This is a genomic window from Rhodopirellula halodulae, from assembly GCF_020966775.1.
In the GTDB taxonomy this organism is placed as follows: Bacteria; Planctomycetota; Planctomycetia; order Pirellulales; family Pirellulaceae; genus Rhodopirellula; species Rhodopirellula halodulae.
In genome coordinates, this window is the sequence record NZ_JAJKFV010000029.1 from 2,114,112 (window position 1) to 2,136,132 (window position 22,021).

The 22,021-nt window shown below is 55.7% G+C and carries 16 protein-coding genes and 1 tRNA gene; 6 read left to right on the forward strand and 11 right to left on the reverse strand.

Features of this window, described 5'->3' with window-relative positions; translation table 11 throughout:
• Positions 1-13 precede the first annotated feature (13 nt).
• The gene (locus tag LOC70_RS20570) at positions 14-1,348 is read right to left on the reverse strand and encodes an alkaline phosphatase D family protein (RefSeq protein WP_230255848.1); all 1,335 of its coding nucleotides are present in this window, start codon (positions 1,346-1,348) and stop codon (positions 14-16) included.
• A gap of 552 nt (positions 1,349-1,900) precedes the next feature.
• On the opposite strand from LOC70_RS20570, the gene LOC70_RS20575 reads away from it, so the two are divergent.
• Entirely contained in the window at positions 1,901-2,368 is a 468-nt protein-coding gene (locus tag LOC70_RS20575; protein WP_230255849.1) for an anthrone oxygenase family protein, read from the forward strand.
• A 35-nt stretch (positions 2,369-2,403) separates the two neighbouring features.
• Positions 2,404-2,721 (forward strand): hypothetical protein, encoded by a 318-nt coding sequence (locus tag LOC70_RS20580; RefSeq protein WP_230255850.1) that lies wholly within the window; start codon positions 2,404-2,406, stop codon positions 2,719-2,721.
• A 152-nt stretch (positions 2,722-2,873) separates the two neighbouring features.
• Here the strand turns inward: LOC70_RS20580 and LOC70_RS20585 are convergent, their stop codons facing one another.
• Positions 2,874-4,337, reverse strand: a complete 1,464-nt coding sequence (locus LOC70_RS20585; RefSeq protein WP_230255851.1) for a porin — start codon at positions 4,335-4,337, stop codon at positions 2,874-2,876.
• A gap of 372 nt (positions 4,338-4,709) precedes the next feature.
• On the opposite strand from LOC70_RS20585, the gene LOC70_RS20590 reads away from it, so the two are divergent.
• Entirely contained in the window at positions 4,710-5,645 is a 936-nt protein-coding gene (locus LOC70_RS20590; RefSeq protein ID WP_230255852.1) for an alpha/beta fold hydrolase, read from the forward strand.
• Between the two features lie 400 nt (positions 5,646-6,045).
• Here the strand turns inward: LOC70_RS20590 and LOC70_RS20595 are convergent.
• The 3 genes from LOC70_RS20595 to metK all read right to left on the reverse strand — a co-directional run bounded on the left by LOC70_RS20595 (position 6,046) and on the right by metK (position 8,284).
• Positions 6,046-6,119: transfer RNA gene (locus tag LOC70_RS20595), tRNA-Arg, on the reverse strand.
• Positions 6,120-6,208: 89 nt separating this feature from the next.
• Positions 6,209-7,063: a metallophosphoesterase family protein gene (locus LOC70_RS20600; RefSeq protein WP_230255853.1), complete on the reverse strand. Its 855-nt coding sequence runs from the start codon at positions 7,061-7,063 to the stop codon at positions 6,209-6,211.
• A gap of 33 nt (positions 7,064-7,096) precedes the next feature.
• Positions 7,097-8,284, reverse strand: coding sequence for a methionine adenosyltransferase (gene metK / locus LOC70_RS20605; protein WP_315857289.1), 1,188 nt, complete (start codon positions 8,282-8,284; stop codon positions 7,097-7,099).
• Positions 8,285-8,440: 156 nt separating this feature from the next.
• On the opposite strand from metK, the gene LOC70_RS20610 reads away from it, so the two are divergent.
• Positions 8,441-9,628, forward strand: a complete 1,188-nt coding sequence (locus LOC70_RS20610; protein WP_230255854.1) for a hypothetical protein — start codon at positions 8,441-8,443, stop codon at positions 9,626-9,628.
• Positions 9,629-9,650: 22 nt separating this feature from the next.
• On the opposite strand, the gene LOC70_RS20615 is transcribed toward LOC70_RS20610, so the two are convergent.
• Positions 9,651-10,382 carry a tributyrin esterase gene (locus tag LOC70_RS20615; protein ID WP_230255855.1) on the reverse strand — a complete coding sequence of 244 codons (732 nt, stop codon included), beginning with the start codon at positions 10,380-10,382 and terminating at the stop codon, positions 9,651-9,653.
• A gap of 35 nt (positions 10,383-10,417) precedes the next feature.
• Positions 10,418-11,377 carry a purine-nucleoside phosphorylase gene (locus LOC70_RS20620; RefSeq protein ID WP_230255856.1) on the reverse strand — a complete coding sequence of 320 codons (960 nt, stop codon included), beginning with the start codon at positions 11,375-11,377 and terminating at the stop codon, positions 10,418-10,420.
• Positions 11,378-11,667: 290 nt separating this feature from the next.
• On the opposite strand from LOC70_RS20620, the gene fusA reads away from it, so the two are divergent.
• Complete coding sequence (gene fusA / locus LOC70_RS20625) at positions 11,668-13,755, forward strand: elongation factor G (protein ID WP_230255857.1); 2,088 nt, start codon at positions 11,668-11,670, stop codon at positions 13,753-13,755.
• Between the two features lie 104 nt (positions 13,756-13,859).
• On the opposite strand, the gene LOC70_RS20630 is transcribed toward fusA, so the two are convergent.
• Complete coding sequence (locus LOC70_RS20630) at positions 13,860-14,267, reverse strand: secondary thiamine-phosphate synthase enzyme YjbQ (RefSeq protein WP_230255858.1); 408 nt, start codon at positions 14,265-14,267, stop codon at positions 13,860-13,862.
• Between the two features lie 284 nt (positions 14,268-14,551).
• Between LOC70_RS20630 and LOC70_RS20635 the strand changes: the two genes are divergently transcribed.
• Positions 14,552-15,934, forward strand: coding sequence for a PhoPQ-activated pathogenicity-related family protein (locus LOC70_RS20635; RefSeq protein ID WP_230255859.1), 1,383 nt, complete (start codon positions 14,552-14,554; stop codon positions 15,932-15,934).
• 38 nt (positions 15,935-15,972) lie between these two features.
• On the opposite strand, the gene LOC70_RS20640 is transcribed toward LOC70_RS20635, so the two are convergent.
• The 3 genes from LOC70_RS20640 to LOC70_RS20650 all read right to left on the reverse strand — a co-directional run bounded on the left by LOC70_RS20640 (position 15,973) and on the right by LOC70_RS20650 (position 22,014).
• On the reverse strand, positions 15,973-17,475 hold the full coding sequence (locus tag LOC70_RS20640) for a DUF1501 domain-containing protein (protein WP_230255860.1): 1,503 nt from the start codon (positions 17,473-17,475) through the stop codon (positions 15,973-15,975).
• A gap of 133 nt (positions 17,476-17,608) precedes the next feature.
• On the reverse strand, positions 17,609-20,413 hold the full coding sequence (locus LOC70_RS20645; protein WP_230255861.1) for a PSD1 and planctomycete cytochrome C domain-containing protein: 2,805 nt from the start codon (positions 20,411-20,413) through the stop codon (positions 17,609-17,611).
• The gene (locus LOC70_RS20650) at positions 20,410-22,014 is read right to left on the reverse strand and encodes a sulfatase (protein WP_230255862.1); all 1,605 of its coding nucleotides are present in this window, start codon (positions 22,012-22,014) and stop codon (positions 20,410-20,412) included. The genes LOC70_RS20645 and LOC70_RS20650 overlap by 4 nt, the downstream gene beginning before the upstream one ends.
• Positions 22,015-22,021 lie beyond the last annotated feature (7 nt).

Sequence of the window (22,021 nt, forward strand, 5' to 3'; positions counted from 1 at the left end):
ATTCGGGCCCAGTTCAATGTGGGCCCAGTTCAATGCGGGCCCGGTGATGGACTGTTCCCATCCGGTCGATCCATTTTGCATCCAGTGTTGGGTGGTGGCCTGTTGTGTCGGCGGTCACGACCAGAAACATGTTCTTGATCGGTTCGCCCCACTGTAGATCTGGATGAGGCACATTGAGTGACGGGATCACGCGATCGTGCAGCGGGCTGATGATGAATTGATGCAGGTCATAGCCGATGCGTTGTTTCATCGGATATTTCAAATGGCGTGAGACGTGGATATCGCCTCCGATCAAAACAACGCCACCGATTTCGTGTTCGCCAATGAAGTCAAAGATCGCCTCTCGCTCGTGCGCGTAAGTTTGCCAGTCGTCCTTTTCTTGGTTCTGTTTGTCATCCCAAATCATACCGGTCGCCAGCAGCTTGAAAGACGCTGTGGACTCCTTCAGACCATCACAAAGCCACTGCCACTGATTTTTCCCGAGGCAGGTTGGTTTGTCGTCAGCGACCGGGCTGCGTTCTGTTTGTGAAAAGTAACGCGGGTCGATCATGAAAACCTCGACCGGTCCACGCCGAAATTTTGTGTAGACGCCGTGTTCACCGTCGCCGAACTGCTTCTGAGCTCGGTATTCGGTAAACGCCTGGCGGATCAGGTGTTTGTTGGAAACTTTCCCATCTGTATCGTTGCCACCGAAATCATGATCGTCCCAAGTGCCCCAAATCGGCGTGGATGCACCGAGCAGAGCGAGCGTGGGAATGGAAAGAAATTCACGATGCCGTTTTCGATTGATGGCGAGTTCGCTGTTGTCGATGTACGGCGTGTCACCGAGCAGCATCAAGCCGTCTGGATTGGTGGAGGCAATTCGCGTCCAAATGTCGAAGAACTCAGTGCTTGAGGCGCATGACCCCATGGCCAACACCGTCTTCGCTGCTCGGTCCGTTGGTGGAGCGGTGCGAAACGACTGCGCCGGCGATTCCGAGATCGTTTGCTCACGAGTGGAAATCACGTAGGTGTGATCCGTGTCGGCTTCAAGACCATCAAACTGCCATTTGATGCAGAGGTCGTTCGTCGGAGAGGCGGTGGCGGTCGCCGATTGAGTGGATTGGTTCTGGCGATTCGTGATGGTGACGGTGTAGTCGCCGGCCACACCAGGTCGGTACCAAATGATCGCCGTCTCATGGTCAACGTGACCCAGCATGGGGCCGACGGGTTCACCGGGGGATTCGTCCGCGTTGGCATGAGGTTGATTGCCAATCAACAGCGGGGGCGCCACAGCACCCAATGCGATTGCTTCACGACGATTCAATTCGAGATGGCGGGTGGGCTTCTTTGGGCAATTCAAACTCATTGGTTCGCTCTCGCTGTTGTCGTCCTCGGTCAAATGGCTCGGTGGAGTTTACTCGTCCAAGAAGTCGACAAAAGACCGCGTGCGTGGGCGCCGCATCTTTGTGAGCGACGAACTTTGTTGCATCCGACCCGCGAAAGGCACCGCATTTCACAGGTGGAATTACATGGTGACGCGGGGACCGGTTGAGCCGCAAACCGATTGGGGTTTGTGAATGTTTGTTGAAGAAGTCCACCTGAATGCAGCCAAGCATTGAACGAGCGCATTGGCGTGCCGCACTGCCGTCGAAGAATTGCAAGAGTCCATGCAATCGACACCGGTCCCGGTTTGATGCGAAAAGAGTCGCAAGCGGATGGAAAATGATGCCAACGGTGCGATGTTCGTTTGGCAACGAAACGGTGTCGCACGATTTGGATGCCGGTCACAACGTTCAGACCAGGTCTGTTATAGAATCGGCGTTCTTGCATCGCGACGTCATTGGTCGCGCCGTGGCGAGCGTTTTCCAACAAGACGACTTGGTTCTTGGGTCACGTGTTCTTGGTTCACGAGAGAAAAATGTTTGATTCGCTGCCTCAAATCCTTGCAATCGTCGGAGCTGGTCTGGTCACCGGGCTGCTGTTTGCATTTTCGAACTTCGTCATGCGAGCCTTGGCGGACTTGCCGATGGAGCAAGGAATGAGAGCGATGCAATTGATCAACGAACGAATCATCAATCCGGTGTTTGTTATCTTTTTCTTAGGAACGCCACTGGCTTGCGTGCTGCTGTTGTGGCAATCCATTCGAGAGATCGAACAAGTCGGAGCGATGTTAACGCTCGCCGGTGCCGTTCTTTATCTCTTGGGACCTTTGGGGATCACGATGACGAAGAACGTTCCCTTGAACAATCAACTTGCTGGGACTGACGCCTGCAACGCTGATCCAGTGTGGATCGACTATCAAAGAAGCTGGCAGTTTTGGAATCATGTACGCACCGTTGCGGGGACCCTTGCGATTTTGTTGTTATCAATGGGCTTGGTGGCGTAGCGAAGGCGACAAGCGATTTGGAGGAGACTCTTTTGATGCTCACTCGTGGAATCACTGCGTTGACGGCAGTTCTGTGTTCAGGTGTCCTGCGTGCGGTCTGTGCCATGCGAAAGTCAATGAATGACGTCGTGAAAGTGTGGTGCATTGTGCGTGACATGCTGTTCAGCCACGACGTACCTCGACGCGATCTTTGGCCACCGATTTCAGAGGACGAGTTCATTCGTCGGTGCTCGCCGGGAGTTGACCGTCAACGTGCACTTCGCGTTCGCAGGATTGTCTCAGAACAGCTCGGCGTCGATTACGACCGCGTCTATCCAGAGCAGCGATTCATCGAGGACTTGGGTTGCGATTGAAGGTGGCGATATTCCAGGTGCATCTCGCCAGGTTCATCACAACGAGTATCACGCATAAGCTAGATTTCATACTCACGCCTTCGATACCAATTGCTTTCGTCGCTCATCCGATCCGAAACTCGGTGCGTACGATATCAGCGAATCTCAATGGATCAAAAGTAGGTCCAGAGTTGCGAACGAAAGAGTGTGCCGCTTTGGCCTGCGACATATCCTGTCCGTGATTGCTGGGCCGGAGAATCATCGATGGTGGTCACATCGAACGTGAATCTGGCCGAACGTTCATTGAACAGATACCAGTTGGTTCCGACGGAAACTTCGTCACTGCTTCCAAACTCGCCATTCACAAGCGAACCCCGCACAAAGACTTCCAGCTTTTTGGGAATGACGAAAGCGGCTCCTTGAGCGAAGTAACCATGGTCGAACATGGAAGGCAATGCCGCGCCCGTGTTGCCCTCCAGGTTGTTCAACCAGCGTAGAAAAAGTTCTCCGCTGAAACTGAACCCGTTTTTCTTCATTCCAAGGTGTACCGAATAGAGCCAGAGATCAAACGCGTCCACGGTGATTCCGGGAGCCACCGCATTGGGTTCGATCAATCGGGTGCCGTCGCTCAAGCGGATCACCGTTTGTTCGGCTGCCGGTTCAGCGGTCCCGTTGCTTTCGTTTCGTGTTTGGGGCAGACCGTGTCCAATCCGGATCGCGAGCGACGGATGGTTCTCGAGATCAGAGAATCCCGGTCCAAATGCTTCCAGCGGCTCCCACCACCCAAACGCAGAGTAGGCGAAGTGGGTATCAAGCTCCGATGGCTGCAACGACAGAGTGTTGATGCCATTGCCTACGAACAACTGATAGCCAATGGTGTCAGTCAACTGTCCTTTGGCCCATATCCCCGCCGTGATCGAGGGTCGGAAAAAGGTGGTTGCCATCGTCCTGTCGGCTCCGAGTGTGTGGCGCGACGTTTCCAGCCATTCCCACGTGCCCGGCACTTTCCCGAGTCCCAAGTAAACGCGCAGTTGGTCGGACATTCGAAAGGAGATCCATCCCATCAGTAACTGAACGGGATCAGCCGTGACGGTGCTGTAGTCGATGTTGGTGTAGAAACCGAGGTCTTCATCGAAGGCATAGCCGGAAAAAATGAGTCTTCCCCGATTGATGTCGAAATCGTTGCGGTCCGCGATCTCGAGAAGATTCCCAGCCGCATCCGTGTAGGTGGATTGGGTTCGAGAAAAGCCTGTATGCCGGAATTGGTTGTGAAGATTGATCTTGAGCTCAAACGGCGATTGGCTCGCGTCGTGTGGACGCCATGTCCATCCGCCGTCGTAGACTGCATGGTGAGTCGAATGGGCCGGATGATTTGAGTAGATGGACCCGGGGCAACCAAACGACTCGTCGTTAAACACGTCGTGGCTCTCGCTCACCAAGATGGGAGCTGCCATGGCCGTCGATTCGACGATGGCCTCCAGTTCGCTGATGCGGTCCAATGCTTCTCTCAGGTCTTGCTGAGTGACTGCGTCGACTGGCTGGTTCGCGGTTGATTCAAATGGAGTTATCTGCAACTCGCGGTCGGAGTTTTCAGCGACCGCGTCAAGCATCGAGCACAACATGATCCAACCAATCATGCATGCGAAACTTCGGAGGATGATCGGGTGCCCTGACATACGCATCAAATCCATCCGCCTGAATGAGAATCAACTATTCTCGTCGTCGGATGTACGGGTCGTGTGACTTCAGTCGATCGCGAAAGATTTTCCGATTGGAATGTTCAGTTGGCTGCACGTACAAACTCGTTCCGCGATATCAATGGATAATTGCGAGAGAATAGTCGCGACGAATTTTGCCCCCTGGGCATGCAGCTCTTCGGCGAAATGCGAGGCTAGAATATTCGGCTGGCCAACTGGCTAGGCCGCCAGCGGTTTGGCCAGTTAGGAAACTGGCCAGTCAGTAAGGTCCCATGTGGCGAAACGACATCCTTCATTTGATGAGACATCTGCATGTCGCGTTTTAGTCGAAACATCTTGCGATGGACGCTCGTGCTGTTGACGCACGGATCTGTTGCTACGGCAAGAGTGAATGCAGACGATACGCTGCGTCAGGAAGAATCTCCGACTATCGCTCAAGCGGAGCTTCCAACCATTGTCAAACTCGAGGAACAGCTTCCGCGGTCACCGACCGTCGTCGATTTCCATGGTTATCAGCAGCGGGATTTTCGGTGGAAAGGTGTCAACTGCAAATTGGTTTGTCCGATCAGACCTGCCAAGGGAACACCTTGGGTATGGCGAGCTCGTTTTTGGGGACACGAACCTCAGTTTGACGTGGCGATGCTTCAACAAGGATGGCATGTCGTTTATTGCGATGTCGCTGACCTCTTCGGGTGTGATGATGCGGTGGAAAGGTGGAATCAGTTTTATGGTTTGAGCCAACGCATCGGATTGAATCCCAAGCCGCTATTGGAAGGAATGAGTCGTGGCGGGGTGATCGTCATGCGATGGGCATCGGTCAATCCTGCTTGCGTCAGCGGACTCTATGTCGACAACGCGGTGATGGACATTCGTTCGTGGCCAGGCGGCAAGGGCATTGGCGAAGGCTCGGCCGGTGCGTGGGGCAAGTGCTTGGAAGCCTATGAAATGACCGAGAGCGAGTCGGTGTCGATTGCAGATGGGCCGCTTGATCGTTTGCAAGCCCTGGCAAAAGCTGATGTACCGATCTACGCGTTGATCAACCTGGAAGACGTTGTCGTCCCGCCGGGCGAAAATAGCGAGAAGCTCGTGCAACGCTATCAAGACCTCGGCGGTCCATTCACGGTCCATCGCCGACGAGGCCTTGGTCATCACCCGCACTCACTCGAAGATCCAGCCCCTCTTGTCAACTTTGCAACACGAGCGTTTCGGGCAGCACAAAATCGTTCGCAACCCGCGCACGCAGATTGAGTTGATTCGTTTGGGCAAATCCTTTACTGATTCTTTTTGGATAGACCAAACCCTTTCGACGTGGTCGTTTCGCTCTTTCGCTTTCTTCGCACGATCTTCGTTTGCAATTCATTCGATTGCAGGCGTGGCAGGTCCACGTTTCCTGACGGCAAGGTAGCGTGAAAACTGGTGTTTTCCCGCGACGGGAAGGCGACGCAGTGACTGCCATAGGCCTTGTTTGACTTGGCTGGGCATGCGAGCCATTCGGCCTAGAATTCTTGCTTCTAGTGCCGTTGCTGGAGTCTGGCGTTGGACGGCTTGTCTACCTGAACAGCCGGAAAAAGAAGGCCACCGTCGCCCAACCGCGACCTTGATTCGATCCGGACACACTCCAGCGGCCTCTCAGGCCAGATCAATCAAATACCCCCGACAGGATTCGAACCTGTGACCTGCGCGTTAGGAATGCGCTGCTCTATCCAGCTGAGCTACGAGGGCGATTGGGTGGGTGTTGGTTTCAATTGAATACGCTGTCCAAGTCTACGTTGCGGTGTGGGCTGCGGGAAGATCGTCTTGGGCGAGCGAGTTTAGGGGAATCGCAGGGACGGGCGTGAAAGTTCGATGAGAGTTTCTTCGATCGAGATCACCGATTCAATTTCGAGGCTTCCATAGACCGAAGCTCCCGTGTGCACGACCAAGTTGTCTCGCAGTTTGGCAATGCCGTCGTGATGCGTGTGGCCACAAAGAACAGTGTGACGACGATCCGGTGACTCCGCGGCGGCGGTTTGCAACACCTCGCCGAGTTGTCCGCAGACGAAGAACGGGGCCCAATTGTCGTCCGTCGTTTTGCCTTCGTACCAACACGCTTCGCGAAATGGTGGGACGTGTGTGGCAATCAAAACTTGCGTGATGGTTGCCGGAAGATCACGAAGTTTTTGAGCGATGCGATCGGCGGCGGATTTGCCTTCCGCGATCAGCATGGATTGCCAGTGTTCGGGCGAGCTGGTTCGGAAGTCCTCGATCAGTTGAAAGTCATTCAACCGAACATTGGATCCGGCGTAGTCGCCAACGGTGGCGTCTCCCCAACCGTCATCGCCGATCAGCACCGTGGTGCGATTGAGCGAAACCGACTGATGGTCCGTGAGATAGGTCAGTTGCGGAACATCGCGGCTGAGAGCGATCAAGTCGCGACGCGTCGTCGCGATGGATTTGCCGTAGAAATCATGATTGCCGAGCACAAAGAGGATCGGGCGATCCAAAGACTCGGCCAAGCATCGAAGTTGATAGGCAACGTCGTCGCCTTCCGACAAATCGCCGGTGATCAAAACCGCGTCAGGATCGAGTTCTAGGAGTTTCTCGTTCCAGGCCTGCCAAACATCGAGTTTGGCGTGATCGAAGTGTGGGTCGGTGACCCAGGCGATTCGTCGGAAGTTCGATTTCAAGGAAACGTTGCCGCCTCAGGACAGAGTGGATGCTCAAGCGGTGGCGGCTGTACCGGCGGCTTCCGCCAGCGCGTCTGCCTTGTCGGTTTTTTCCCAAGTGAAGCCTTCACCGTCCCGACCGAAGTGACCACCGGCGGTGGTGTCGACGAAGACCGGACGACGCAGTTGCAGGTGTTCGATGATGCCACCGGGAGTCAACGGGAAGTGCTCGCGAACCAATTCGCAAAGCTTCGAGTCGTCGACTTTGCCGGTGCCTTCGGTGTCCACGTGAACGCTGACAGGCTCGGTCACGCCGATCGCGTATGCCAGTTGGACTTCGCAACGTTCAGCCAATCCCGAAGCCACGATGTTCTTCGCGACGTAGCGGGCCATGTAAGCCGCGCTGCGGTCGACTTTGGTGGAGTCTTTGCCGCTGAACGCACCACCACCGTGGCGGCCCCAGCCGCCGTAGGTGTCGACAATGATCTTACGGCCGGTCAGGCCGCAGTCACCGTGAGGGCCACCGATGATGAACTTGCCGGTGGGGTTGATGTGGTACTTGATGTCGCCTTTGTCCAGCTCAGCAGGAATCGATGGCTTGATCACGTTCTCGATGACGAACTTTTCGATTTCGTCATGCGAGACATCGGGACCGTGCTGAGCGCTCACGACCACGGCTTCGATACGAACCGGGCGATTGCCTTCGTATTCAACCGTGACTTGGCTTTTGTTGTCAGGTCGCAACCAGTCGACTTCTTTATTGAAGCGGGCTTCGGTGATGCGGTTGATGATGCGGTGCGAAAGTGCGATTGGCAGCGGCATCAATTCCGGTGTGTCTTTGCAGGCGTACCCAAACATCAGGCCTTGGTCGCCAGCGCCGATTTCTTTGCCGGAAGCTTCGTCCGAGTTGACGCCTTGCGCGATGTCGGGGCTCTGTGCATCCAAGCGAACTTGCACTTCACAGGTCTTGCCATCGATACCGATGTCTGGATCGTCGTATCCAACGGCCACGATGGTGTCGCGAACGATCTTTTCGTAGTCCACATCGGCTTGGCTGCTGATCTCACCGGCGACCACGGCCAAACCGGTGGTCACCAACGTTTCGCAAGCAACGCGGCTGGCGGGATCTTGTGCGAGCAAAGCGTCCAGGATGCTATCAGAGATTCGGTCGGCCAACTTATCTGGGTGGCCCATGCTGACCGATTCGCTGGTGAAAAGAAAACGACCTGATTCAATACTCACTACACTGATCTCCGGGGAAAAACGAAAACGATCGTAGTCGGATTTCATTACCTCCCACGACGTGCCCCATAGCGTAAGCACTGCCAGGGACGGCGCAAAGCGGCTTCTGGCAGCAGAAATCACGGAAAAAGCCACCCGATCCGTTCGGCGGCAGCCATGACATTCACACCCAACGACCCCGAAACAAATGAGGCAGCGTCCGGCTCGACGGCAGATTCTCCGTGGAGTCGGCCGGCGGTCTCGTACGGGCCGCTCTTGGCGTCGTTTGCGTTGCATTTGATGTTGATTGTGGGAGTGGTCGTGTGGGCTCAGTCGCGACCCTCGGCGGGGACAACCGTCGCACCAGAAACCAATGTTGGCGTGGTGATGGCGTACCGGTCACCCAAAGCGGCTCGCACGATCACGCGAGAATCGGTACTCGAGTCCAACGCCGCGACCGAAAGCCCAAACGACCGGCAGATCGACGAGCGTTCCAATGCCTCGCCATCGGATACTTCCGCGGCGACGAATCCATCTTCGATTCGAGATCAATCCGCCGTGGACCAGCGTCCTTCTGCGGCGTCGGCTCCACCCGCCGGCTTTGTGCCGCCGGTGGATTTGGCCGGTTTGTATGCCGAGATGACTCGTCGAGGTTCGAAGGCGGGCCAAGACGATGGGCGTGGCAAGGCAGCTCGCGGAATCGCCAATGCAACGGGCATCGAAGGTGTCTTGAACTTCGGTGACGGGCGAACCGCAGACGACCTTGGTGATGATGAATTGGTCCCCGGCGAGTCTCGAGCGGGGCAAGGTGCCGGGCAAACGACCACGTCCGTGTTTGGCGTGTCGGGTTCTGGCAGCACATTCGTCTATGTGTTTGACCACAGCGAGAGCATGTCAGCATCCGGTGGCAAGCCACTGCGAGCGGCCAAGGAAGAATTGATTCGCAGTTTGCGTTCGTTGAGTGAACGACAACAGTTTCAAATCATCTTTTACAACGATCGTCCCAAAGCGTTCTCACCGGACGGTCAGCGGATTGGTTTGGTGTTTGGTGAAGATGGAACTCGAAAACAAGCCGAAGCGTTTGTGGATCGAACCGTTGCGATTGGTGGGACCGAACATTTGTTGGCTTTGCGCATGGCGCTGCGTTTGGCTCCGGACGTGATCTTCTTTCTAACCGACGCTTCGATTCAAACGATGTCGGCCGATGAAATGGCGGATGTTCGACGCCGCGCCGAAGAAACTGGCACGGTGATCCACGCGATCCAGTTCGGAACGGGAGCTGAACCGGCCAACTCATTCATGAAAGAGATCGCACGGCAGAATGGTGGTGGTTATCGGTACTTGGACGTTGTGTCAGGCCGATAATGCTCGTTGCGAGCGAAGCAGCTCATCGCCAATTGGGACGGATTTCACCGGCGCCCGCTTCTTCAGCTTCCAATCGAGCTTTGGGGATCACGCGACGAAACTCCGAAGCGGCCCCGCGAATGGAAGCTCCCATGAGTAGCAATCCGAGTCGGACTTCTTCGCGTTTTCTCAGGGGAGCTTCGACGACACCCGGAGCCAGCGACTTCGCTTTGCCTCGCAGGAAGACCGTGACGTTGTTCAGGGCGTCGCCCAGCCGTTCCCCCGCATCGCCACCGACGACGATCGTGCCGCCCAAGGCGCCCGCGCCCGTGTCGTCACCGACGTTGCCTCGGACAAAGATACTGCCACCACGCATCGCCGCCCCGACTCGGTCACCCGCCGAACCGTAGACGGCCAGGGTGCCTCCGGTCATCGCGGTTCCCAATCCGCAACCCGCGTTGCCCGTGATCAGAACGACGCCTCGGTGCATGCCTTCGCCTGCGCCATGCCCGACGTTTCCGTCCAAGCGGAACTCAGCGTCACGGCAAAAGGCAAAGGCGTAGTCACCCAGGTCGCCGGTGCACTGAAAACGCAGAGGAAACGCACATCGCATCAATGCGGAGTTTTGCCCCGCCAGGCCTTTCAATTCGACCAAAGGCGGCGGTGCATCTTCATCAACCGAGCATGGGATTTCTTTCAGAGCGGCGTGCAGTTCCGCGTCCGACAGGTTGGTGATGTCGAGCTTGTGGTCGGGCGTTGTGGCTTCCTTCGTCACGTTCCGTTCACCATGGGATCAGAGTGAGGTTTGGGCTAACCGACAGATCGGTTCCCATCCAACGCGATTGCTCGCACGATTTGTTGTAGTCGGTCAGCCGCTTGGCCGCACACATCCAGGACTTCTTTATGATCGGCGGTTGCCGGTGCGTCCGGGAGAGCCAAATTGGTGACGACGGCAATGCCCAAAGTCCGAACACCCTTTGAAGCGGCCAGCAGCAGTTCGGGCACTGTGCTCATGCCGACCAAGTCCGCTCCCAAGCGTCGCATCATGCGGCATTCCGCTCGGGTTTCGTAATTCGGCCCCGTCACGGCCAAGTACATTCCGCGGTGCAGATCAAAGCTATTTTGCCTGGCAGTCTCTTTCGCGATGCGGTGGAGTTCCACATCACAAGTTTGCAACGAACGCCGAAAAGTTGGTACGCCAGCGCCAGTCAAGTCGGGCTGAGGCAACGCACCCAACTTGCCATGCAGCCAGCTGCTGTGATCGGACAATATCACCAGGTCGCCGACGCTGTAGCTAGGATTCAGTCCGCCTGCGGCACAGCTCACCAGCAGTCGATCCACCCCGACGCCGGCCATCAATGCGACGGGACGAGTCACGTCCGCAATCGCGTGACCCTCGTACGTGTGTAGTCGGCCGGCCATTGCCACGATGGGGCGTGACTCCAAAAAACCCACCAAAAATTCGCCGCGGTGTCCGGCCGCGGTTGAACCTGCCAGGCCCGGGATCTCTCTGTATGAGACGGTGACGGGGGATTCAATTGAGTCCGCCAACCCGCCCAAACCGCTGCCTAGAATCACTCCCAAAGGACGTGACGAAAAATCGTCGAGGATGGGGGCTCGCTTGCGAAGTTCCGCAATTTGGACTGATAGAAGCTCGTCGTTGTGGTTCGACGCACGATCGCCCGCGAAATCATCCGTCGACTCTTCGGCGGAGGAGGGTGCATTCGGCGTGGGATTCGAAGCGGCGAACGAGCGTGGCGAGGTGGTCAAAATCAGTTCGCAAATCGAAGTTCAGGGGGGATTGGTCAGCAAAGATTGCGCCCGATTGGTTTTGGGGTTCCCGATCCGGGCCACCTTTGCGATATTTCCGATCGAAATCTTGGCGTGTTTCGAAACGGATGTCCGGGCGAATCCCGGTTCTGCCAGTCTACACCCCCCAACAATTTTTGACGATTCGTCGGCCACCCTCCTGACCTCCCGGTATTTCTGCGACATCCATGTCAGAGGTGTCGACGGGCGCGTTCGGAAACGCCGCATTGGTCGAGCTTAGGTGAAGTATTATGAATTTGGAGAAAGTCAGAAACATTGGTATCAGTGCCCACATTGACTCGGGCAAGACCACTCTGAGCGAACGCATCCTGTATTACACCGGTCGAATTCACAAGATCGAAGACGTGCGGGGCGGCGGTGACGGCGCGACCATGGACCACATGGAACTGGAAAAAGAGCGTGGAATCACGATCACCAGTGCGGCGACCAGTGTTCAATATGACGGTCACCACATCAACTTGATCGACACCCCCGGCCACGTTGACTTCACCGTTGAAGTGGAACGTTCGCTGCGCGTCTTGGACGGTGCGGTTTTGGTGTTGTGCTCCGTTGGTGGTGTGCAATCGCAGTCGATCACGGTCGACCGCCAAATGAAGCGTTATCAAATTCCTCGCTTGGCGTTCATCAACAAGATGGACCGTACCGGTGCGAACCCACGTCGCGTGGTGGAGCAGCTGCGCGAGAAGTTGGGTGCGGACGCGTTCTTGGCTCAGATTCCAATCGGTGCCGAAGAGAACTTCCGCGGCGTGGTCGATCTGATCGAAATGGAAGCCTACACCTTCGAAGGCGACCAAGGCGAAAAGGTCGTCACCAGCGAAATCCCTGCCGACTTGAAAGACGAAGCCGAAGAAGCTCGCGTTGCCATGTTGGATTCGTTGTCCAACTACAGCGATGAGGTCATGGAACTGTTGCTCAGCGAAGAAGAAGTGCCAAAGGACATGATCTACAAGATCATGCGTGAGGCCGTTCTGGCTGGTGCAACACCGGTTTACATGGGAAGTGCGTTCAAGAACAAAGGGGTTCAGCCTCTGCTCGACGCAATCACTCAGTACCTACCGAGCCCGCTGGATCGTGAGATCAATGGTCGTGACCCTTCGGATGAAGAGAAACGAATTCCGCTGCTGCCCGATCCCGAAAAAACATTCGTTGGAATGGCTTTCAAAATCGTGGAAGACTCCTTTGGTCAGTTGACCTTCATGCGAATCTATCAAGGTTCGATCAAGAAGGGCGAAGGTTACGTCAACCAACGGAGTGGCAAGAAAGAGCGTTTCAGCCGCATCGTTCGCATGCACAGCGAAAAGCGTGAAGAAATCGATGAAGCGACGGCGGGTGACATCGTCGCTGTGGTCGGGATCGATTGTGCGTCCGGTGACACGTACGCTGACAGCCGTGACTTCTGCACGCTGGAATCAATGTTCGTTCCTGAGCCTGTGATCAAGATCGCTGTGACGCCACAGAACCGTGGTGATGGCGACAAGATGGGCAAGGCCTTGCAACGTTTCCGCAAGGAAGACCCCACTTTCCGTGTTGAAACTGACGAAGAAACCAACGAGATCTTGATCTCAGGGATGGGTGAGTTGCACTTGGAGGTTTACATCGAGCGCATTCGTCGTGAATACGGTGTGGACATCGAAGTCGGTGCACCGAAAGTTTCCTACCGCGAAAGTCCAACTCGCGAAATCGAGTTCAACTACAAGCACAAGAAACAAACCGGTGGTTCGGGTCAGTACGCTCACATCGTTGGCAAGCTGATCCCAATCGAATCGGACAGCGAAGACAGCTTCGAGTTCGAAGAGAAGATCGTCGGTGGACGTATTCCAAAGCAGTACATCCCTGCGGTTGAAAAAGGTTTCCGTGACATCCTTGGAAAAGGCCCCGTGGCCGAGTACCCCGTGGTGGGAACGCGAATCGAGTTGCTCGATGGTAGCTACCACGACGTTGACTCGAGCGAGAAGGCCTTCTACACCGCTGCACAAGGCTGTTTCCGCGAGTACTTCAAGCAAGCCGCACCGAAGTTGCTCGAACCAATTATGGCTGTCGAATTGGAAGTGCCAGAAGAATTCCAAGGGACCGTGACCGGTGACGTGATTCGTCGTCGTGGTTTGATGACCAGCAACGATACCAACGAAGGCATTTGCGTGATTCGCGCGGAAGTCCCGTTGGCCGAAACGTTTGGTTACGCAACCGACCTGCGAAGCATGACTCAAGGGCAAGGAACGTTCACGATGGAATTGGCCGCTTATCGCCAAACCCCATCGAACATCCAAGAAGACATTATCGCCGAACGCAAGAAAGAAGAAATGGCCGGCGCACGCTAGTCATCCACTTCTTGGCAAAACAACAAAACCACGTGAGTCACCTCGCGTGGTTTTTTTGTGCGCAAACAGTTTGCAGGATGCGAATCAATCCGGATGTGGGGACTTCACTCGCCGATGATTTTGATGAGGATTCGTTTGCGGCGGCGGCCGTCGAATTCGTAGTAGAAGATGTGTTCCCAGGGGCCGAGATGCAGTTCGCCGTCGGTGATGGCGACCACGACCTCGCGTCCCATGATCTGTCGTTTGTGGTGCGCGTCGGCGTTGTCTTCCCCGGTTCGATTGTGGAGGTAGCCGCCCGCCGAGGGATCGGTTCCCGCGTTGAACGGGACGAGGTCCTCCAACCAACGTTCGTAGTCGGCGTGAAGCCCGGACTCGTTGTCGTTGATGAAAACGCTGGCGGTGATGTGCATGGCGTTCACCAACACCAAACCGTCTTGCACGCCGCTCTCTAGGACGAGTTGTTCAACGTCTCGATGGATGGATACGATCCCGCGACGCTCGGGAACGTCCATCCAGAGTTCTTTCGTCAGCGTCTTCAATGTGAATTCTCCGTGAGAACTGAAGTGAAATATATGGTTGCTTCTTTGACTCACTCGTCAGATTGTTGGACGGCAACAACCATGCGAGTCGCAGATCGAGCGAGCGATTTTATGCGATGGTAGATTGGAATGCGATTCGCTACCCAGGTGGGAGCAATCGCCGGATAGGAGCGAGCCCCGGGCAGTTGCAAACGCCATCGTTCGTTCATTTGCCGAGTTGTATCGGTATAGCCTGCCTTCCAAGAGGACATCATTGCATGACATTTGAAAAACTGACGGCAGGCGTGCTCGCGGTAGGAGCGTTTCTTTGGGGAAACACTTCCTCTCACGCGGAGGAAGGTTCTGGTGCGCGTGCTCAGCCAGGCTTCGTTGATGCAACGGCGCGATTAGCTGAGATGGTTTTGAAGCGTGATGAGCATTTGCACTGGAACGTCACGTCACGGGGCAAATTCGCGGGTTGCGATTACGTCGTGGTCCATTTGGTTTCTCAGGTTTGGCAAGACGTCGCGTGGAAGCACACGCTGTACATCCTCCGTCCCGAGGACACTCCCTCGGACGAGTCCAAGGCACTGATGCTCATCGCGGGTGGTTCTTGGAAAACTGAATGGGGAGAAGACGGTCCGAATGAGCCAAGCATTCCACGCGAAGCGATGTTGCTGGCCAGCGTCGCCCAGGAAGTGAAAACACCAGTCGCCATTCTGAAGCAGGTTCCGTTTCAACCGATGTTGGATGGGTTGAAGGAGGATGCTTTGATTGCGCATACGTTCCAAAAGTTCATCGAAACTTCGGATCCCAATTGGCCGTTGCTCCCCGTGATGGCGAGAGCCGCGTCCACCGCGTTGGATGCGGTGGTTGATGTCAGCGAGTCCGAATGGAATTTAAATTTAGATGGATTCACGGTGACCGGCGCGAGCAAACGGGGCTGGACGACTTATCTGCTCGGGGCAACGGATCCTCGTGTCAAAGCCATCGCTCCGATGGTGATCGACATGCTGAATCTTCGTCAACAGATGGTTCATCAAGTGAACTCTTGGGGAGCCTATTCACCACAGATTGAGGACTACACGCGGAGAGGATTGCAACAAGCGATGGCCGGTCCAGATGGCAAAGCTCTGCTGGAGTTGGTGGATCCCTACGAGCACCGCCAAGCTTTGACGATGCCCAAGTTGATCTTGCTGGGGGCGAACGATCCGTATTGGCCAGCCGATGCCACTCAGCACTATTTCGATCAGCTTCCCGGTCCCAAACTGCTGCTAAACATTCCGAACAACAATCACGGATTGAGTGACATTCCGCGAATCGTTGGTGGTGTCTCGACGCTACATCGCTTTGTGCGTGACAACCGAGACATGCCGCAATGGGAAGTGAAAGCGGAACCGATCGCCAATGGCTTGCGACTTCGTGCCACGTGCGACGAAGTTCCATCCGAAGTCGCTTTTTGGCGAGCGGAGTCATCCACTCGTGATCTGCGTTCCGCCACTTGGGTTGCAACACCGGTGACACGAAACGTGGCTGGGGATTGGACGATTGATTTGACGGATACAAAAGACGGGAGCACCGGCGGCTTTCTGGAAGCTCGTTATGAGACCGGTGGGACCTTTCCGTTGTCAGCCACTTCTCAAATCTACGTCGTTGATTGAGCGAGATCGCGGCAAATGGGTGGATGACAATCGGAACGCTATGCCAGGATGTCCTTCACCACATGACCGTGAACGTTGGTCAGGCGACGTTCCAAACCGTTGTGGTAGTAGGTCAGGCGTTCGTGATCCAAGCCCATCAGGTGAAGCAGGCTCGCATTGAAGTCATACACCGTGGTGGGATTGACTGCCGCCTTGAATCCGAAGTCATCGCTTTCGCCGTAGCTGAAACCACGTTTGACACCGGCGCCCGTCAGGAAGCAAGTGAACGCGTCCGGGTTGTGATCGCGGCCTGACCCGTTGGATTGCAGGAACGGCATGCGTCCGAATTCGGTCGCCCAAACCACCAATGTGTTCTCAAGCAAACCTCTTTGTTTCAAATCCGCAATCAACGCCGCGGTGGGTTGGTCCATGATTTCGGCCTGCATCGCATGAGTTTCCGCGATGTTGGAATGGGAGTCCCAATTGGTGATACCGTTTCCGCCAGCGGGATCGCTGCCGTTGAAGAGTTGCACCACACGCACGCCTTTTTCAATCAAACGTCTCGCCAGGATGCAATTCTTTGCGTATTCGCCACGCAGTTCACTGCCGCCCTCCACACCGTATGCCTTCAGGGTGGCCGCAGTCTCGCCGGAAAGATCCATCACATCGGGAACGGAGGTTTGCATCTTTCCCGCAAGTTCATAACTGGCAATTCGGCCGGCGAGGTTGGCATCGCCGGGGTAACGTTCCAAGTGACCGGCATTTAAACGCTGCAGCAAGTCCACGGTGGCACGATCTTCCAAGGCGGAAAGATCGCGAGGACGGTGAAGGTTGTTGGGAGGATTCTTGGCATTGAAGTCCGTCCCCTGAAAAGCGGCGGGTAGGAAACCGTTGCCGAAGTTATTTTTGCCGCTTCGTGCTAGTCCACGTGGATCGTTGATCGCAACGAAGGCGGGCAGTTCCTGATTCTCCGTGCCTAGAGCGTAAGTCACCCAGGATCCGAACGATGGAAAGCCTTCCATCGTGAACCCGGTGTTCATGAAGTTCTCGCCCTGAGGGTGGGCACTGGTGTCCGTGCTGAGCGAATGCAGAAAGCAGAAGTCGTCGACTTGCTCGCCCAGGTGCGGCAGTAAGTCCGAAACCATCTTGCCGGATTCGCCCCGCGGTTTGAAATCCCAAAAGGGTTTGGCAATATTACCAGTGGGGCCTTCGAAGGTGACGGCGGGGATGCCCGGTGGTTTTTGGCCGTGCAGTTTGGTCAACGCTGGCTTGTAGTCGAATGTGTCAACATGACTCACCGCGCCCGGACAAAAAATCACCAACACCTGTTTCGCCGGCGCATCGAAGTGTTGGGGGCGTGGCAGGTACGGATTGTTGGGATCGATCTCTGGGCGAATCGGAGTCTTGCTTCCAGCGGTTCCGACGTTGGACGCTAGTAATCCGTCCGCATCCAGCAAGCTCGCCAAAGCCAAGCCGGCAGTCGACAGGCCCGCAGTCCCCAAAAAGTATCGGCGGTCCAGGAGTCGGCATCCTTGGGGCGAAAGGTTTTCTGCTTGAGACATGGTGGAAGGCCTCGAAAGGATGCGTATGGGAGTCTGCAGGTTGGTGTGGTGAGCAAGAGTCCGAGTATTCGGGCCTCACGAGCACCGTGCTAATTTGTCGGCAAAGCGGAAGTGATATTTGAATTCCGCACGTCTACGGAAGAAATGCCATTTCGTTGCTGTTGATCAACGCTCGACAGACAATGGGAAGTCCTCTTTGCCCCGCAACTGCGAGGCACTGCTGGCGTTCGTCATCTATGGGCGGTCGACCAAGTAACAAGTCAAAACATCGATCAATCGCATTCGCCATATCGCCGTGAGCGTCGTCTTGTGCTCGCTGCGCAATCAATTCAGATTGCTCAATGACGAAGTCGCTATTCATCAAGTTGAGTGCTTGAAGCGGCGTCGTTGAGACGGGACGTTTCGCTCGGACTTGTCCGCAGTCGGGAAAGTCGAATGCGGTGAACATTTGATCGTCGACCCGACGCATACGTTCCTGATAAAGCATTCTTCGCCATGTATCGTTGCCGTGATTGTCGACAACTTCCCACTGTGCGTAGGTCTTTTTCTCGTTGTGAATCCGATAACTACGACCGCCCAGCTTCAAATTCAGCTTGCCGGAAGCCAACAGGATCGAGTCGCGAATCACTTCGGCTTCCATGCGACGCGGCGGGAAACGCCATAGCAATGTCGAACCAGCATCCTTCGCGAGACCCTCCGCGTTTGGCGTGCTGGTTTGTTGAAACGCTTGCGACATCACGAGCATGCGGATCAGAGATTTGGTGGACCAGTTTGACGTTTGTTGGTTCTGCGGCGACATGAATCCAGCCGCCAACCAGTCGAGTAACTCCGGATGGGTCGGCGGTGCACCCGCACGTCCGAAATCAGAGGTGGTCGGGACGAGTCCACTGCCAAAGACGTGATGCCAAACGCGGTTGACCATCACGCGGGCCGTCAGCGGGTTTTGAGAAGACGTCAACCACTCCGCGAATTCTCTCCGGCGTTTAGGTCCCGGTGCGGATGAATCGAGATCGAGGGCTCCGTCGAATACAACCGGAGCTGATGGCATGACCTCATCACGTGGGCTTTCAGGGCTTCCTCGCAGAAGCACTCGCGTGACGACGGGATCGATGAACCGACCAACGAAGCTTGGCCGAGGGCCTTCTTCTGCAAGTTGATCAATGTTGTGCTGGATCTTCGTCAGGACCTGCTTTCGTTCCGGATGTTCCTTCAGCAGCTTGGTGTTCACTGCCCACGTGCCGGTCCAGGGCTGCCACTCACCGTCCTCGGTCAGCACGTCGACATCGAATTGGTATTTCGGAAGGTAAGGCTTCTTGGTGAGGTAATCCGTGTCGTAGAAGTACTCTCGGTTGCTGCTCAAACGCAGTCGATTGATGGTTTGAGGGCTGTCGAAGTCGTATCGGACCCAGGGGCGTTCTTCTTGTTTGTCGTCGACCTTGGCCCGCCAAGTCATGGTCCCGTATTCGCCGTCGTTCAGACGCTCGATGGGATTTCGGTTTTCGATACCTTCTTCGGGATAGCCGGAGACCCGCGTGCCGTTGGTCGCGGCTGCCAGGTTCACGTCCAAACCATTGATGCCGAGAACTTCTAGTTCGTCGAGCCCAACGTTTGGCATTTTGAATCGAATGCGAATGGCCCTCGTGGTGATTGGTTTGAAATGGAGTTCCCGGAAGGCTCCCCAGTTCTCTTCCCAGCCGCCGTCTGGACGAAGCAGTTGACGCTGCGCGTGAATTTGTTTCCACAGTTCCTGCCCACGTTGGCGAAGCGGGTGGTCGGCCGCATATTCGGGTTTTCGACTCCCAAACTCGACGTCTTGGAACACCGCCGTCATCGCATAGTAGTCTTGGATGGTGATCGGATCGAACTTGTGGTTGTGACATCGGGCACACCCCATCGTGACACCCATCACGGACGCGCCAACGGTCTGCATGATCTCGTCCATGCGGTCGGCGCGAGCTTGACGAATCGCCGTCGGTTCTCGACCAACGGTCGCCGCGGGAACATGGGGGCCGGCGACCAAAAAGCCAGTGGCTTCGCCAGCACCCATCGAATCGCCGGCGATCTGTTCTTGAACAAATTGATCGTACGGTTTGTCTTCATTGAACGAACGCACAACGTAGTCGCGGTAGACCCAGGCATTCTTTCGATACAGGTTGGCTTCGGAACCATTGGTCTCCGCCCAACGAATGACATCGAGCCAGTGTTGCGCCCAACGTTCACCGAAGTGCGGTGAGCCTAGCAGTCGGTCCACCGCCACTTCGTATGCCGACGCGGCATTCTGCTCGTAGTCCGACAAAAACTGCCGCATTTCGTCTGGGGTAGGCGGTAGGCCGGTAAGTGTGATCGAGACACGTCGCAATAAATCACGAGGTGCGGCTGGCTCGGAATAGTGCAGGCCAACTTGCTGCAACTTAGAAAGCAAGAACGCATCCACTGGTTGGACTTGAGCTGCGTGTTGGGGCGACACGTCGCTCGGTACAGCCGGACGCTGGACAGGTTGAAACGCCCAATGGTCATCGTCCAGTTCCACCGTCGTGTCCATTTGTCCCGGCCAGACGGCACCTTGCTCAATCCATTTCTTGAGCAACGCAATTTCCTCTTCGGGCAGAGCGTCGTCATCGGGCGGCATCCGCACACTGTCGTCGTCGTGTTGGATGACCTCCATCAGATAACTTTTCTCGGGATGCCCCGGAGTGATCGCAGCCAGTCCGGAATCACCACCGCGGAGCATGTGAGCGCGTTGGTCCAGTCGCAATCCTGACTCTTGTTCCTCTTCCCCATGACAATAGACGCAACGATCTTCAAAGATCGGGAAGATGTCGTTTTCAAAGTCGACTTCAGCACTCAGCGCACCGCCCGAAACCAGCACGAGCGCGATAAGTTGGATAGCAACGAAAGCCGATGCTTTCATCTCTAAGTTCATCGATAGGTAATTCATTGAACTGCCTCCCATCCGGCACGCCATTGCTTCAGGAGTTTGGCAACGAGTTCAGGACGATCCGCAGCGATGTTGACGGTCTCGCTGGGATCCACTTCATGATCGAACAATTCGATATCAATGGGTTCTGCATTGGGCTTCCGGTGATCAATCCAGACTACCAAGCGATACCGGTCGGTTCGCATCGTGTAACCCATCAGGTGTTCTTCAAACAGTTCGCGGTCCCAGCGGTCACCCTGCTGCTGGATGATGCGACTTTCGACTTCCTGGATCAACGGTCCGAACCAGGTTTCTCGCATTCCACGAGACAGCGGATTGGCCGCCCATTCTCGAAGTGCCGGGTTGGGATATTGGCTGAAGGCTGCTTCTTTCCAGCTTTGATTTGGGTCAATCATCAAGGGGACAAAGCTCTTGCCTTCGGCGTGTTCGGGAATCGGCAAGTCAGCCAGTTCGCAAAGTGTTGGGTAGATGTCAACTAACTCGACCAAAGCATCGGTGGTGACACCGCGAGCTTTCATCTTGGGAGCCCAGATCATCAGTGGCACGCGAGTCGCGATTTCATAGTTGGTCGCTTTGCCCCAGACGCCCATGTCGCCGAGGTGCCACCCGTGATCGCCCCAAACCACGATGACCGTGTTGTCCCGAATACCGGCTTCCTCCAGGGCGGAAACCAGCAAGCCGATTTGTGCGTCGACGTAACTGACCGAAGCCAAGTAAGCATGTTTCAATGTGCGAGCCAACTCGGGTGAAATCGGACCCGTCTTGGGAATGCCCGCTCGAGTTCGCAGTTCGAAGGATGCATGCAGCCCCATCGTGGCACCATTTTCGGGAGCGTCCGTTTCAGACGCCATCGGTATTTCCTCGGCTTGGTACATGTCCCAATACTTGCTCGGGGCACACCAGTTCAGGTGAGGCAGCTTGTAACCCATGGCGAGGAAGAATGGCTTGGACTCTTCTTGCGTCATTTCCTTCAGTGTTTCGATCGCAAGCCGAGTGTTGTATCCGTCCACGTAAGCGGTGTCGGGCACGTCGGCCTTCTCATAAGCGGGACCAGCGGCAAGGCCGCGGCGTGCTGCTTCCCCATATTTGGCCAACATGATTTTCATGTTGTTCGCTTTCATTTTGTTGTTCTCGGGCAACGCATACGGGCCGCGAGGACGCTGCACACCCGGCACCGATTTCGGTGGATTGCGGTTCCATGATCTTCCTTCATCCGTGTCGCCTTGGTGAAAGATTTTTCCGCAGTATGCCGCGTCGTACCCGTTGGCGATGAAGTGTTCAGGCAGCGTGAGGATGTTTGGCTGCAACTCGCGAAGCGAAACGTAGTTGTGATACAGCCCGGTGCTGTCCGGGCGAGCCCCGGTCATCAAACTCGCTCGCGAGGGCCGACAAATCGCTTGTTGGCAATAGGCACGATTGAAAAGCAACCCATCCGATGCCAAGGAGTCCAAGTGAGGTGTCTTGGCGATTGGGGATCCATAACACCCCAATTCCGGACGCAGATCGTCGACCGCGATGAAGAGAATGTTGGGGCGTTCCGCCGCAAAAGAATTGCAGGCGGGAATCACTGCAAAGCAGATTAGGAGGAGTGATCGAAGCATGGTGGGG

Excerpts from the sequence above, each read along its gene's own strand:
- LOC70_RS20610 (WP_230255854.1), top strand. The coding sequence starts at position 8,441 with ATGACATTCACACCCAACGACCCCGAAACAAATGAGGCAGCGTCCGGC.
- LOC70_RS20645 (WP_230255861.1), bottom strand. The coding sequence starts at position 20,413 with ATGAATTACCTATCGATGAACTTAGAGATGAAAGCATCGGCTTTCGTT.
- LOC70_RS20585 (WP_230255851.1), bottom strand. The coding sequence starts at position 4,337 with ATGATTGGTTGGATCATGTTGTGCTCGATGCTTGACGCGGTCGCTGAA.
- LOC70_RS20570 (WP_230255848.1), bottom strand. The coding sequence starts at position 1,348 with ATGAGTTTGAATTGCCCAAAGAAGCCCACCCGCCATCTCGAATTGAAT.
- LOC70_RS20580 (WP_230255850.1), top strand. The coding sequence starts at position 2,404 with ATGCTCACTCGTGGAATCACTGCGTTGACGGCAGTTCTGTGTTCAGGT.
- LOC70_RS20590 (WP_230255852.1), top strand. The coding sequence starts at position 4,710 with ATGTCGCGTTTTAGTCGAAACATCTTGCGATGGACGCTCGTGCTGTTG.
- LOC70_RS20650 (WP_230255862.1), bottom strand. The coding sequence starts at position 22,014 with ATGCTTCGATCACTCCTCCTAATCTGCTTTGCAGTGATTCCCGCCTGC.
- LOC70_RS20635 (WP_230255859.1), top strand. The coding sequence starts at position 14,552 with ATGACATTTGAAAAACTGACGGCAGGCGTGCTCGCGGTAGGAGCGTTT.
- LOC70_RS20640 (WP_230255860.1), bottom strand. The coding sequence starts at position 17,475 with ATGTCTCAAGCAGAAAACCTTTCGCCCCAAGGATGCCGACTCCTGGAC.
- fusA (WP_230255857.1), top strand. The coding sequence starts at position 11,668 with ATGAATTTGGAGAAAGTCAGAAACATTGGTATCAGTGCCCACATTGAC.
- LOC70_RS20575 (WP_230255849.1), top strand. The coding sequence starts at position 1,901 with ATGTTTGATTCGCTGCCTCAAATCCTTGCAATCGTCGGAGCTGGTCTG.
- LOC70_RS20630 (WP_230255858.1), bottom strand. The coding sequence starts at position 14,267 with ATGGACGTTCCCGAGCGTCGCGGGATCGTATCCATCCATCGAGACGTT.